A 12,872-nucleotide genomic window follows, 5' to 3' on the forward strand; every position below is an offset into this window, starting at 1 on the left:
CTTGTGTCTCAGTCACAACCCACCCGCCTCCGAACGGTAGTTCTTTTACCGAACCGGTTGATCCTCCAGTATGACGCAGTTAGGACTGGTGGTCGCACAGTTCAACAGCGCGGTCACCAGCGAGATGCGGGCCGCCGCCGAGAACGCGGCCGTCGAACGCGACGCCACACTCAGCGAGGTACTGGAGGTACCGGGGGCCTACGACACGCCGCTGGCGGCCGATCGCCTCGCCCGCCGCGAGGATATCGACGCCGTTGCCGTCATCGGTGCGATCGTCACCGGCGACACCGATCACGATCGGGTGATCGCCGACGCCGCCGCCCAAGGACTCACGGATGTGAGCCTTGATCGCGATACACCGGTGACCTTCGGCGTCAGCGGCCCGGGGATGAGCGGGGCTGAAGCCCGCGAGCGTAAGGACAAGGGAGCGGAAGCGGTAAACGCCGCGGTGGACTTAGTGGAGGTACTAGCATGAACATGGAGTTCGCAGACCGCGTTCAGCGGGTCGAACCAAGCGCGACGCTGGCGATCAGCAACCTCTCCAGTGAGCTTGAAGCAGAGGGGATCGATGTCGTTGACCTCTCGGTCGGCGAACCTGATTTCCCGACGCCCGAGAACATCGTCGAGGCCGGCAAGGCGGCGATGGACGCCGGCCACACCGGTTACACGTCCTCAAACGGGATCCCCGAACTTCGGGAAGCGCTCGCCGACAAGTTCACCGGACAGGGGATCGACGCCGACGCCGACGAGATCATCGTCACCCCCGGTGGGAAACAGGGCCTGTATGAGGCGGTCACCACGCTGATCGACGACGGCGACGAGGTCGTCCTGCTCGATCCGGCGTGGGTGTCCTACGAGGCGATGGTCAAGCTCTCCGGTGGCTCGCTCAACCGCGTCGATCTCTCACCGTACGACTTCCAGCTCGAACCCGGCCTCGACGATCTTGCCGACGCGGTTTCCGACGAGACGGAACTCCTGGTCGTCAACTCGCCGTCGAACCCAACCGGTGCCGTCTACTCCGATGCGGCACTCGAAGGCGTCCGCGATCTCGCAGTCGAACATGAGTTCGTTGTGATCTCCGATGAGATCTACGAGCGGATCACCTACGGCGTCGAACAGACCGCACTCGGATCGCTGGACGGGATGGAAGACCGGACGATCACGCTCAACGGCTTCTCGAAGGCGTTCTCGATGACAGGGTGGCGACTCGGCTACATCCACGCCCCCGAAGACCTCATCGATCAGGCCAGCAAACTCCACTCGCATTCGGTGTCGTGTGCGGTCAACTTCGTCCAGCGAGCCGGCCTCGAAGCCCTCTCAGAACGCACCGATGATTCGGTCGTTGAGATGCGGGAGGCGTTCCGTGAGCGACGCGATATGTTGGCCGACCTCTTCGCCGAACACGGCGTCGATGTCCCCGTTGGCGACGGCGCGTTCTACATGATGCTCCCCGTTGATGACGACGATCAGACGTGGTGTGAGGAGGCGATTCAGGACGCCCACGTCGCCACCGTTCCGGGCAGTGCCTTCGGCGCGCCCGGCTACGCCCGCATCTCCTACGCTGCCAGCGAAGCGCGACTCCGCGAAGCGGTCGATCGCCTCTCCGAGGGCGGCTTCCTGTAGGACGAATTGGGATCACAGTTGCAGGCAGTGATTATTTTTCCTTTCTCCTCGCGTCGCTTATCGCTCACCGCTAAAAATCAGGAAAACGGAGACGAAACCGCGTTACTCGTCGGCGACGACGCTGTAGGAGCCGATCAGGCTCTCTGTGAGGTCAATCCCCTCGACGGTCGCCTTCTCGTCGAAAACCGTGTCGGTGAGTTCGGCGTCCTCAATGTGGGCGTCGGGGAAAACGAGCGTGTCGGTCAGCGTCGCGTTCTTGACGGTCGCGCCGTCCATGACGTGTGTTGAGCCGTTGAGATCGCTGTTTTCGACGGTCGCGCCCTCGGCGACCGTTGGCTCGCCGCCGAGCTTCCAGTCGACGGCATCGAGGTAGGCGTCGGCTTCGCCGATGTCGAACCACACGTCCTCGAAGGTGAAGGCGTAGACGGACTGGCGATCCTGGAGCCACTGAAGGAACCAGCCGGGCTCGTCGGGGTTCTCGTCGTTGGCGAGGTAGGTATCGAATTTCGGCAGTACGTCCGCCGGGAAGGCGTAACACGCGATCGACGCCAGCGTCGTGTTCGGCTCGTCGGGCTTTTCTTGGAAGTTGACGACCTCGTCGCCGTCGAGTTCGACCAGCCCGTAGGATTTCGCGCGTTCGCGGTCGCCGACATCGTAAGCCGCCAACACCGGCGATTCCTTCTCCTCGAAGAAGCCGACGAAGTCCTCGATATCGAAGCCGACCATGTTGTCGCCGGCGATGATGAGCAGGTCGTCGTTGAGGCCTTCGCGGTCGATGAGTTGGGCGAGCGCGCCGACCACACCGAACTTCTCGTCCTCGTCGCTGGTGTCCTCGACGGAGAGTTCGGGCTTCTCGTAGCCCTGCTCGTCAACGTAGTTCTCGAAGTCCGCGGCAAATCGCTCGTTGGTGCTGATGTAGACATCCTCGACATCGTCGTTGTCGTCGAGTTGGGCGAGCGTTTTGTCGATCACCGTGGTGTCGCCGACCGGGAGCAGCATCTTCGGTCGGTTCCGCGTGATCGGCCACATTCGGGTTGCATAGCCACCGGCAAGAACAATTGCGTCCATGGCCCGACAAGCCACCGCCGATGACTTATACTCTGTTATTGGTATGGTGTGTCATAACACGATCTGAACCGTTTACTGCCGCCCTGTCTCGCCATCGGGTTCAACACGCTGGGCTCGTGCTACGAGAGCCACTCCGTGAGCCGCTGTGGGTGACTGTCGACCGATTCAGTAACCGATCTGAGCGTTGCGGTTGCCTCAGTATCAAACCACAGTCGGCGTCGCCACCACGGGCCGTTCCCGGAATCGTTCGACAGCTCGGTGACGATCCGGTTGGCTGTCGACCCCGATTCTGGCGCGCTGAGCGGGACTCCGCGACCAAACAGCTGTGAGTCCTTACCCCCGCGAACCAACACCTTCGCGTCGAACTCGGCGCGTTTGCGGTGGGCGTTGCTGGCGAACGCCGCCTTCTCGGCTGCCGACAATGATCGGCAGGCGTCGCTATCGAGTACGCGATCGATCCGAAATTCGCCGATCAGATACGCCCCCCACCCGGGGGCGACCCACTCGACGGCAGGTTCGGTGTCGACCTCGGCGGGCGGCTCGTGGCGCGTCAGCGTCGCATAGAACAACAGCGAATCGCCGGGCTCCAACCCACTGATCGGGCCGGCCTTGACCCCATGTTCATCGCCGTAGGTGTAGGAATCACAGCCGGGGTAGCCCGCAAATTCGGGGTCGAGATGCACCGGGGTGTCGCGGCTCTCACCCGGCAACTCGAAGGGGAGCGGTGCAAGCTCGGCCAGCAGGTCGTCGTAGGTTGGCACCTCGGCGGCCGAATCGATCGGTTCGCGCTCGGGAATCGGGAGATAGACAACGCTCCCGTCGGGATAGATCGGCCCTCTCACGCCCGGGAGGTTCGTGTTGGCGGCGACGTTGATGGCGAGTGCGCGGGCCACGCTACTCACTCGCTGGTCGGCGGCGGATTCTCATCTTGCGCCGCCGAAGGCGGCGTGTCGTGTGGCGCGTCAGGCGGTGACAGCGTCCGCTGGAACTCATCAAAGATCTCGACCTCATCGTCGATCTCGTGGTCGATCTCGCGGTTGCTCTGTCGGTTCGGCAGTCGGCCATCATCGATCGGCTCAGCGACCGCTTCCCAGCCGGGTTTGATTTTGACGCTGTTGGCGGGGGAGCCGACGACGACATGGTGGGCTGGCACATCGCCTTGTACCACCGCACGCGCGCCGACCACCGCGTTCTCGCCGACCCGGCAGCCGGCTCGCACCATCGCGTCGTAGGTGACGCGGGCGTCGTCGTCGACGATTGTGTGGTAGTTGTCGACGTGGGTTTGATCGACCAAGTCGTGATCGTGGCTGTAGATGTGGACGCCATCGGAGACCGAGACACGGTCGCCGACGGTCAATTTTCCGCGGTCGTCAAGGTGGACATCGTCGTGGACGACGACGTTGTCGCCGACCGAGATGTTGTGGCCGTAGGTGAACGTGATCCCCTTGAAAAATCGGCAGTTGTCGCCACACTCATCGAACAGGTGGTTGGCGAGCATCTGGCGGAATTGGAGGGCGAAGGCGACGTTGTCGGCCATCGGCGTCGCGTCGAACTGCCGCCAGAGCCACTGGAGGTGTTTTGATTCCTCGAAGCGATCCTCGTCTCTCTCGGCATAGTACTCTGACTCCAGTGTCGCGTTACAGGGATCATAGCCTTGGAGCCGAACCCGGGTTGCTGGCGAGACCTCTTCGCCACGCTGCCATGCCTCGTAGGCCTCCCGATCGCCGAACAGATCAACGAGTACGTCGGTGACGACCTCGCAGGTATTCTCCGATCCTGAGAGTCGTTCATCCACCGACTCGATGAAGCGATCAACCCCGTCGGCCGCCGCGGCCGGCAGGGAGACGTGTCGCTTGGTCATTGGCATTGGTTGCCTACGAGTAACTAAATGGATTCGGTTGTGTGGGTGTTACCGGCCTTCCGGCCAGCCGGACTGATCAGGCGGCGAATCGGGTCACTTGCGACATCATGTCAATCAATCGCGTTCGGGAGTTGATGACAACTGCCCTCGTAACTGTCCCGGTCGAAGCCGATATGCGAACTATCGTTCGCGCCCACGGCGACCTCCTCACGGAGGTTCGGTAGACCGAACAGGGACGGGGCCTGGATGATCCCAACGACTGGCAACGCTCCGAGGAGTAGCCCCAGCAGCCAAAACAGACCGGCTAACTGTCTCGACTGATACAGCGTGGACATGGACTCACACCTCACAACCGAACCACGACACGTCAACCGCGGAGGCGATCGATGATCTCGTTGCCGTCCGTCCTCGGCATCACCGTTGTCGCCCATGCGTTGCTCGCGATCGGTGTGGTCTTCGATGGTCGTCGCACCGACACCGATCCCGGCTACTGGCCGCTGGCGACGCTGTTGGTCGGGCTTATCGGTGTTGCCGGCTACCTGTGGCGCCGATAACACACCCGATGCACCTCGACCGCAACCCGTCTCTTGCCCCCCGTTTTCTGTTCGAGATCGCCGGCCAACGAGCTGACGGGTCGCCGAAACGTCACGTTCACTCCGCCACCGGACACGCGGCGCGGTAGTCGTAACGGTATTATCCTCGGCCCTGTCTTGATTGGGTATGGTCGAAAACGTACTCTGGCCGGCGTATTTTGACGCCGACCTGACGCGATCCGGGGGTCGGCGGGTCGCGACCGATCTTGCGGTTGACGAGCCCGCTGTCGACGAGATTGCCACCGCCGTCCAGCAGATCGGCTACGACGCCGTGATCGAACGCGATAAGACGTATCCCCGAGCCATCGAAACCCGTGGCCGCGTCCTCGTCACGGGCGCGGAGGATACGAAAAACGATCTTGTCCAGGCCGTCGGTGCCTACCTCGGCGTCCTCCGGGAGTAAGATGCAGCGGATCGGCACTGTCGACAAAACCGCTCAGGGGCTCGGGATCGTCGCCCTCGACACCGAGGAGACGCCCGACATCGGCCTCATGGTGATTGACGAGTCGCTGTCGACGGTCGGCCGGATCGTCGACATCTTTGGCCCGGTTGCCAGCCCGTATGCGGCGATCACGCCGACCGATAACGCGTCGCTGACGGATCTGGTCGGGACGACACTGTACGCCGAGTAGCACTACCCGACCAATTCTTCGGGTGGGATCGCACCGTGGCGGTGCAGTTCTGTATCAAACGTGACCAGTGTTCCGCCGATGTGTTCCGCACTGGCGAGCATGAGCGCGTCCATCGCGGTTACGTAGGTTTCCTGTTGAATGTCGTCAGCTTGCTGGAGAAGAATCGAACTGTGTGAGACTGGCTCCGCGTACGCCCGGACGGTTTGTTCGATCTGTTCGATCTCCGATCGGTTATACTGGTATTTCGTCGCCAAGACGTTCCGAATCTCCATGAGGCTGTAGATCGAGGAGTAGAACTCGCGGTCAGTGTTCAGCAGCGCGCGGGCACCGTCGGATCGATCCGTGTCGTCGGTAACGATCGCAATAAAAATATTCGAATCAAGGAAGACCGTCATATCTCCTCACGTGCTTCACGAACCGCAGCCACCGCGTCGACATCGACCTCCGTGTCAACAGCCAGCGCGGCGAGTGCATCACCGAACGGCACATCAGTATCAACGGTCTCTTCGATCTCCTCCGACCGCCACTCCATGCCTGTCATACGTAGTGCGAGAACCTCGAGTCTGTTAATTTCTCCGGCTGCTGACAACGGCCGTCGCCAAACACAACGGCCAAACCCCCCACCGTCCAAAGGCGACCATGTTCCCCCGGGAGTATCGCGGCGTCGCCGTCGCCGTCGTGTTGTTTCTCCTCGTCCAACTCGGCGCGCTCGCGTTGGTGGAGACGTTTTTCCAGCAGGGCTATCAGCCGGTAGATAACCCGAGCGATCCGACCAACAGCCTGCTTTACATCGGTGCGGTGTTGGTCGCAACGGTGTTCTTTCTGGCAGCGTTCAAATACGATCTTGATTGGGTCGTCCGCGTCGTTATCGTCGCCACCAGCGGGATGCTCTCGTGGTACGTCTTCAGCGCGGTCGCCCCCTCCGGGGTCGCCGCAGTTCTTGGTGCCGGCGTCTCGGTTGGGCTGTGGATCTACCCCGAGTGGTACGTCGTCGACACCGCCGGGGTGTTGATGGGTGCCGGCGCGGCGGGGCTGTTCGGCATTACCTTCGGCCTGCTGCCGGCGATCGTCCTCCTGTCGGTGCTGGCAGTCTACGATGCGATCAGCGTCTACAAGACCGAACACATGTTAGATCTCGCGGATGGCGTGATGGATCTCCGAATCCCCGTCATTCTCGTGATCCCGCTGTCGTGGTCGTACTCGCTGCTGGACGATGCTGACACAGACGACAGCGAGAGCGACAGTGTTGGCGATGAAGCTGACACAGACGACAGCGAGAGCGACGACGCGAAGGCCGATCCGAGCGATGACATCGCTCCCGGTGACGACAAACGCGAGGCCTTCTTTATCGGCCTCGGCGATGCCGTGATCCCGGGCGTGATGGTCGCCAGCGCGGCCTTTTTTTCGTCGGCCCCGCAGTACGCTATCCCTCTCATCGAACTCAATACGCCCGCGCTGTTCTCGCTTGGTGGCACGCTCGCCGGCCTGCTCGTCCTCATGTCGATGGTGATGAAAGGCAAACCTCATGCCGGTCTGCCGCTGCTCAACGGCGGCGCGATCGGTGGCTACCTGGTTGGTGCGCTGTGGGTCGGCCTCCCGCTTGTTGAGGCGGTCGGGGCCACCGGGTTTCTCTAACTCGCGGTCAGCGAGACCTCAGTCGTCGACACCCTCCCGCACTTTGACCGCCATCCCGCTGTCGAAATCAGCCATCGCTTCGGGCGAGAGTTCGGCCCGGCCGACGGCCAGCAGATCGCCGCGGTCGTGGACGACCAGCACCTCATCGCCCGGGCGAATCTCGGGGTCGACGTCGCTGACGAACTTGGCAAAGGCGTTTTTCCCCGCCCGAACAAACGGCTCGGAGTCGTCGCCGACGACGACGCGGCACCGCGGTCGATCGAAGGCAGCCGCCAGTCGCCGGCCGCCGGCGATGCCGAGGGTGAACCGCCCGTCGACGCCGTAGGAGACCAGCCGCTGGCCGTCGGCGACGAGCTGCCGCGGGCGACCGCTGCTGGAGCGGCGGATCTCAACGGCCTCGCCGGGCGGAAACAGCGCTACGCCCGCGCCAGCACCGAACTGGTAGTCGGCAATCGTCCGGAGTTCATCAAGGCCGCGGTCGTGAGTATTGGCGTCGTCGATCGCATCATCACTCGGAGTTGTTGCCCTACGGCTGGCTCCCTCATCGCTCATACAGTCGTGTCTCGTCGGGCGTACAAAAACGAGGTTGTCTGTGGCGACGACACCGGGGTGTGGCTATGAGACGAGTCGATTCCGCCCCCACGCCAACAGCGCGAACAGGACAAGCCCGATGGCGACGCCGGCGAGCGTGCTCTGCAGCAGTGTTCGGCCGAGCGCGAGGCCGATCGCCACGCCGAAGGTAAACGGGAGGGCAAGCCCTTCGATCTGGGTGCTCGTGACCATCTTACAGGAGGAACCGCTCTTTGTTGTCGGCGAGATCGGTGAACTCGTCGGTCGCGTCGATCAGCTCCTCGGCCGTCGAGGAGCCGAAGGCCATCACCTCAACGCGGACGCCCTCGTGGCGGAGATGTGAACAGAGCCGCGAGAAGTCGCCGTCGCCGGTACAAAGAACGACTGTGTCGACGTGGTCGGCCAGCGTGATCGCATCGAGACTCATGCCGACATCCCAGTCGGCCTTCTTGCTGCCGTCGCCGAACGTTTTGATCGCTTTGATTTTGGTTTCGAAGCCGATCTCAACGAGTGCATCAAAGAAATCCTCCTCGTTGGGTGCGTCCGCCCGGATCACGTAGGCGATCGCTCGGGTCAGCTCGCGGCCGGCGACCGCCTCAGTCAACAGCCCCTCGTAGTCGACGTTCCGTGAGTAATCGCTGTGGGCCGTATGATACAGGTTCTGTGAGTCAGCGAGCACGGCCACGCGCTGGTCAGGGTGAATATCTGTCATACCGATCCACGACCGGCCGGCATGTTGAGCCTGTCGCACCGCCCACACGTCGGCACTCGCCGGTCTCTCTCAGGCTCAACGGTTGAATTTCACGTTTGCGTCGGTGATCGACTCCCGGAGAAACGGATGCTCAATCGTTTTCTCGACCGATCCGTCCTGTGTGTGCACCGCCAACTGCTTAAAATCGAACTGCTCTTGGGCCTGTTTGCCGTACACAAAGGCTTGCTTGACCGCGCTTGCGGAGCCAAACACGTAGCGTTCGCCCTCGGGGACGACAAGCCATTTTTTCAACAGTTGGCTGTAGGTGACACGCAGCGTGCTGAACAGATCGTTCCAGTAGATATCGCCGACGCTTGTTTCTGAGTCCCACCGCAACGTACAGGGGTGGCGGTCGGCCTCCAACCGATCTGAGGCGGCTGCCATCGCCGCCATCCGCCGCTGGTGAACCGAAAACACCGTCGCCTTCTCTGGGTCGCGCCGGAACTCACGACAGACGTACCCCTGCTCGGTCTCGATGACCTCCAAGGGCTGCTTGCAGGGTGGGGCGTCGCCGCCGCCGAGATGCTCAACGGCGGATCGGTTGTTCGACACGGATACAGATAGCTCCGCTGGAACGCATAAATAAGTTCCCAAGAACTGACCGATCGGACTGTAGTTTGCGGGATCATCCAAGAAATAGTATTTCGGTACTATTTCACCACCCGTCTCGCCGACGGCGGCTCGCCAAGGTTAAAGCTGTGTGCGGACGCGGCTGATCGCCGGCAGCGAGACCCCGAGGACGCCGGCGATGGCATCGGCCGCGCTCAACAGCCAGTCGGCGCGCTCGACCCGTGAATCAAGATCACCGGGGCCGAGGCGATACCGTTCGACGAGCGTCTCGATCGTTGCGCCCTCGCTCCACTCAGCGAGGATCCGGGCGGTTTTGACCGCCTCAAGCCATCGCTCGAAGTCCTCTGTGTCGCCCATCGCTGTTGTGAACTCGTCGGCGTGCTGGCGGGCGTACTCGTAGATCGCCGCCCGCTCCTCGTTGCCGAGGTAGGTATCGTGCATATCCGGCGTGTCACAGATGATCTCTAGGGCGGTGAGCGTGGTCGGCTCGGCCATCTCTCCGGCTGTCCGCAGTCCCTCGACGATCCGTACCCCGGTTTCGGGGGTGATATACTGCGTTGAGACGGTCGCGCCGATCTCCGTCGCCGCCAGCACGCGACCGTCCACGTTGTCGGTGCCGTCAGCCGAGTTGCGAACAACCAGCCCCATCCCGATCAGCTCCTCGATGACGGCGGCGACGATCCCGGCGAGATCACCGACGGGGGTCTGGTGGGCGTAAAATGTTGCCGCCAACACATCCAAGATCCCGGCTTCGGTTTCGGCGAAGTCGGAGGCGATAATCGACAGCACGTGGGTTCGCAAGGCGGCCTCGCTTGCCAGCTTCGATTCGACGGCCTCGGGGTCGGCATCGAGATATCTGTCGGCCAGCGCCTCGGGGTCGTCGGTGTCAACGAGAATTGCCTCGCCGTAGGGGTCGAGATGCGGCCGGCCGGCCCGCCCGCACATCTGGTGGATTTCGAGGACGGGCAGCCACTCGGTTCCCGAACCGGTGTAGCGTTGCTGGTCGCGGACGACGACCCGGCGGGCGGGGACGTTGACCCCGGCGGCCAGCGTCGGCGTCGCACAGATGGCCTCCAGCGTTCGCTCCCGAAACGCCGATTCGACGAGCGCGCGATGGCCGCTTCTGAGGCCGGCGTGGTGGAAGGCGACCCCATCGCGCACACAGTCGGCGAGGCGCTGACCGGTGACGGTGTCGTCGAGGGTTTCGATCTCGTCGGCGACGGCCTCGCGGTCGGGTTGGGTAGTGTCGTCGCTGGTGGTGTCGTCAACGTCGCCGCGCAGTCGCTCAGCGAGCGTTTCGGCCTCCCGGCGGGAGCGGACGAACGCCAGCGACTGCCCGCCGTCGGCGAGGGCGTCGTCGACGAGCCGAGCCGTCGTCTCAGTGTCGAGATCCGCATCGGGCGGTAGTTCCGCAGCCTCGATCCCGATCGGATCGGATCTCTCATCGTCGTATGTGACGACGTTGCTGTCGGCGACACCGGTACGGAGATCAACGGGTCGCCAGTCGGATTCGACGAGTTCCGCGCCAAGCCAGTCGGCGATCTCGTCGGCGTTGGCGACGGTCGCCGACAGCGCGACCAGTTGGACACCCGGTGTGAGCCGCCGGAGATGCGCCAGGGTGACCTCCAGTGTCGGCCCGCGATCCGCCTGGCCAAGCAGGTGTACCTCGTCGACGACGACACAGCCGATGTTGTCGACCCACGACGCGCCGTTGCGAACGGCGGAGTCGACCTTCTCGCTTGTGGCGACGACGATATCGTGGTCGGCGAGTTCGGCGGCCGGCGAGTCGTAGTCGCCGGTGGCGACCCCGACATCCACACCTGGAAGCTCGCTGAACGTGGCGTGTTTTTCGGTGGCAAGGGCCCGCAGCGGGACGATATACAGCCCTGGCCCGTCGGCGGTCAGCATGGCGAGTTGGGCGATCAGCGTCTTGCCGCTGGCGGTCGGGATCGCGGCCATAACGTTCTCGCCGGCACAGATCCCGGCGTCGACCGTTTCGGCCTGTGGTGGGTACAGCTGCTCGATCCCCTGTCGCTGGAAGTGGGCGACGCGTGGTGTCGCAAGCGGCAACGCATCGACCTGCATCTATCAGTTCTTGCGGCTTACTGCGGTAAAAGCCTATGCGGCCCAGCCGGCTCAGGCGCGGCTGATCTGCTCGGTGACAACGCGTACGCCGACGTCGACGCCGGTTGTATCCCGTATCCGTTCGCGGAGTGTGGCGGCCGCAGGCGGATTCTCCCCGTAGACACGCACGGTTACCGTTTCCGGCTGTTGGGTCAGCAGGTTTGCTTTGTAGCTAAACTCCACAGCAAGCAGGTTTTCGGTTGCATCGTCGGCGATCGTCTCAACCTCGGTTTCAAACTGGGCGTTCTCGCGGGCTGCCAGCGAACTTGTCGCCAGAAACGACGTGAGAATCAGGATCGACACCCCAAAGATCAGGAGCCGCCGTCCGGTGAGCCGGCGAGCCTCTTTCGCATCGTACCAGTGGGTCGGCTTGTATCGCCGCACCCAGACGGTTGCCACGCCGGCAACGTTGATCGATAACAGATTGACCGCCACCAACACGCCCGCGCCGACCGCAAGCGTCGGATCGACGTAGGCGATCCCGAGCCCAACTGCGGCTGCCGGCGGCATCAGCGCGACGGCGATCATGACGCCGACCAGCGCCTCGTCGGCCCCGGAAGTCAGCGACAGCGCGCCGGCGATCCCCGCCCCCAGCGCGATCGCCAACGAGAGCAGGCCAGGGTGGGCGCGCTCGGCGACCTGCTGAATGAGGAGCAGTTCAAGCTCCGGTGCGAGGATGGCCCGATAGCCAGCCGCAAACAGCGTTGCACTGACAATTGCGACCGCGAGGCCGATCGCCTGCGAGCGCATTCCCTCCCAGAACAGCGCGTCGTCGCTGACAACGGTGCCGACACAGGAGGCCATCGCCGGCCCGATCAGCGGCGCGATCACCATCGAACCGACGACGACTGCCGCGCTGTCCTGCAGGAGGCCGGCGGTGGCGACGATCGCGCTGATCAGCGTCAACGCGATGTAGTTGGCCGTGCTCCGAGAGAGGTTTCGGGCCTTCGTCTGCAGTTCCTCTCTGGAGATCCGTTCGTCCTCGGCGACGCTGTTTGTCTCCTCGTCGCCCGCATTGTTTGCCTGCTGTTGCTCAAAGCGATCGGAGACGATAGTCTCGACATCGGAGACGATCATGTAACCGTCGCGCTCGACGCCAACATCCCGAAGCTCATCGAGGATCTCCTCGACGCTGTCGACATCGGTCGGGATGTAGGCGATGTCGCTGTACTCGCTTCGGGAGGTTTCGCTTGTCATCGCGTAATCGATCGCTGCGTCCTCTAGGTGCTCGATTACCAGCCGGCGTTTCCCCTCCGGGATGAGTGCTTGGATCAGGCGCATGGCTGATGACTGTCTGGTGACGACTCCATCGGTCGGCGTGGTGCGAACACTACCCCTCCATTTCGGAGCCGAAACTAAAACACTCGTGGGTGTTTGCGTCAATCCCATGGCTTGGCTGGCTCTCCGTTGCTCGCGGCGCGGTCGTTTGGGAACGTTCTTACTAC

At 63.0% G+C, this 12,872-nt stretch carries 17 protein-coding genes; 6 read left to right on the forward strand and 11 right to left on the reverse strand.

Features of this window, described 5'->3' with window-relative positions:
• The first annotated feature begins 70 nt into the window (after positions 1–70).
• Positions 71–475 carry a 6,7-dimethyl-8-ribityllumazine synthase gene (gene ribH, locus DP106_RS02910; protein ID WP_120083287.1) on the forward strand — a complete coding sequence of 135 codons (405 nt, stop codon included), beginning with the start codon at positions 71–73 and terminating at the stop codon, positions 473–475.
• A complete protein-coding gene (locus DP106_RS02915) occupies positions 472–1,623 on the forward strand; it encodes a pyridoxal phosphate-dependent aminotransferase (protein WP_120083289.1) in 1,152 nt (383 codons plus the stop codon). Before ribH ends, DP106_RS02915 begins: the two co-directional genes overlap by 4 nt.
• Before the next feature lie 102 nt (positions 1,624–1,725).
• Here the strand turns inward: DP106_RS02915 and DP106_RS02920 are convergent, their stop codons facing one another.
• The 3 genes from DP106_RS02920 to DP106_RS02930 form a co-directional block, all read right to left on the reverse strand.
• Positions 1,726–2,691: a nucleotidyltransferase family protein gene (locus DP106_RS02920; protein ID WP_120083290.1), complete on the reverse strand. Its 966-nt coding sequence runs from the start codon at positions 2,689–2,691 to the stop codon at positions 1,726–1,728.
• A 119-nt stretch (positions 2,692–2,810) separates the two neighbouring features.
• A complete protein-coding gene (locus tag DP106_RS02925) occupies positions 2,811–3,584 on the reverse strand; it encodes an Nmad3 family putative nucleotide modification protein (RefSeq protein ID WP_120083291.1) in 774 nt (257 codons plus the stop codon).
• Positions 3,585–3,589: 5 nt separating this feature from the next.
• Positions 3,590–4,552 carry an acyltransferase gene (locus tag DP106_RS02930; protein WP_120083292.1) on the reverse strand — a complete coding sequence of 321 codons (963 nt, stop codon included), beginning with the start codon at positions 4,550–4,552 and terminating at the stop codon, positions 3,590–3,592.
• Positions 4,553–4,938: 386 nt separating this feature from the next.
• On the opposite strand from DP106_RS02930, the gene DP106_RS15745 reads away from it, so the two are divergent.
• From DP106_RS15745 to DP106_RS02945, 3 genes are all read left to right on the forward strand, one after another.
• Positions 4,939–5,106, forward strand: a complete 168-nt coding sequence (locus tag DP106_RS15745) for a hypothetical protein (protein ID WP_165857808.1) — start codon at positions 4,939–4,941, stop codon at positions 5,104–5,106.
• Between the two features lie 166 nt (positions 5,107–5,272).
• A complete protein-coding gene (srp19, locus tag DP106_RS02940; protein WP_120083294.1) occupies positions 5,273–5,548 on the forward strand; it encodes a signal recognition particle subunit SRP19 in 276 nt (91 codons plus the stop codon).
• Between the two features lies 1 nt (position 5,549).
• The gene (locus DP106_RS02945; protein ID WP_120083296.1) at positions 5,550–5,777 is read left to right on the forward strand and encodes an H/ACA ribonucleoprotein complex subunit GAR1; all 228 of its coding nucleotides are present in this window, start codon (positions 5,550–5,552) and stop codon (positions 5,775–5,777) included.
• 2 nt (positions 5,778–5,779) lie between these two features.
• Here DP106_RS02945 and DP106_RS02950 read toward each other — a convergent pair whose 3' ends face one another.
• Positions 5,780–6,172: a type II toxin-antitoxin system VapC family toxin gene (locus DP106_RS02950; RefSeq protein ID WP_120083297.1), complete on the reverse strand. Its 393-nt coding sequence runs from the start codon at positions 6,170–6,172 to the stop codon at positions 5,780–5,782.
• Positions 6,169–6,318, reverse strand: a complete 150-nt coding sequence (locus DP106_RS15750; protein ID WP_165857809.1) for a hypothetical protein — start codon at positions 6,316–6,318, stop codon at positions 6,169–6,171. Before DP106_RS15750 ends, DP106_RS02950 begins: the two co-directional genes overlap by 4 nt.
• 98 nt (positions 6,319–6,416) lie before the next feature.
• Here DP106_RS15750 and DP106_RS02955 point away from each other — a divergent pair, with 98 nt between their 5' ends.
• Entirely contained in the window at positions 6,417–7,412 is a 996-nt protein-coding gene (locus tag DP106_RS02955; RefSeq protein WP_120083298.1) for a presenilin family intramembrane aspartyl protease PSH, read from the forward strand.
• Positions 7,413–7,430: 18 nt separating this feature from the next.
• Here the strand turns inward: DP106_RS02955 and DP106_RS02960 are convergent, their stop codons facing one another.
• The 6 genes from DP106_RS02960 to DP106_RS02980 form a co-directional block, all read right to left on the reverse strand.
• On the reverse strand, positions 7,431–7,964 hold the full coding sequence (locus DP106_RS02960; RefSeq protein WP_120083300.1) for a PUA domain-containing protein: 534 nt from the start codon (positions 7,962–7,964) through the stop codon (positions 7,431–7,433).
• 63 nt (positions 7,965–8,027) lie between these two features.
• Positions 8,028–8,195, reverse strand: coding sequence for a hypothetical protein (locus DP106_RS15755; RefSeq protein ID WP_165857810.1), 168 nt, complete (start codon positions 8,193–8,195; stop codon positions 8,028–8,030).
• Between the two features lies 1 nt (position 8,196).
• A complete protein-coding gene (locus DP106_RS02965) occupies positions 8,197–8,694 on the reverse strand; it encodes a LabA-like NYN domain-containing protein (protein WP_120083301.1) in 498 nt (165 codons plus the stop codon).
• Between the two features lie 75 nt (positions 8,695–8,769).
• Complete coding sequence (locus DP106_RS02970) at positions 8,770–9,285, reverse strand: hypothetical protein (protein ID WP_120083302.1); 516 nt, start codon at positions 9,283–9,285, stop codon at positions 8,770–8,772.
• A gap of 138 nt (positions 9,286–9,423) precedes the next feature.
• The gene (locus DP106_RS02975; protein ID WP_120083303.1) at positions 9,424–11,388 is read right to left on the reverse strand and encodes a DEAD/DEAH box helicase; all 1,965 of its coding nucleotides are present in this window, start codon (positions 11,386–11,388) and stop codon (positions 9,424–9,426) included.
• Positions 11,389–11,439: 51 nt separating this feature from the next.
• Positions 11,440–12,708: a TIGR00341 family protein gene (locus DP106_RS02980; protein WP_165857811.1), complete on the reverse strand. Its 1,269-nt coding sequence runs from the start codon at positions 12,706–12,708 to the stop codon at positions 11,440–11,442.
• Between the last annotated feature and the right edge of the window lie 164 nt (positions 12,709–12,872).

The sequence above is a fragment of the Halonotius pteroides genome (assembly GCF_003605635.1).
In the GTDB taxonomy this organism is placed as follows: domain Archaea; phylum Halobacteriota; class Halobacteria; order Halobacteriales; family Haloferacaceae; genus Halonotius; species Halonotius pteroides.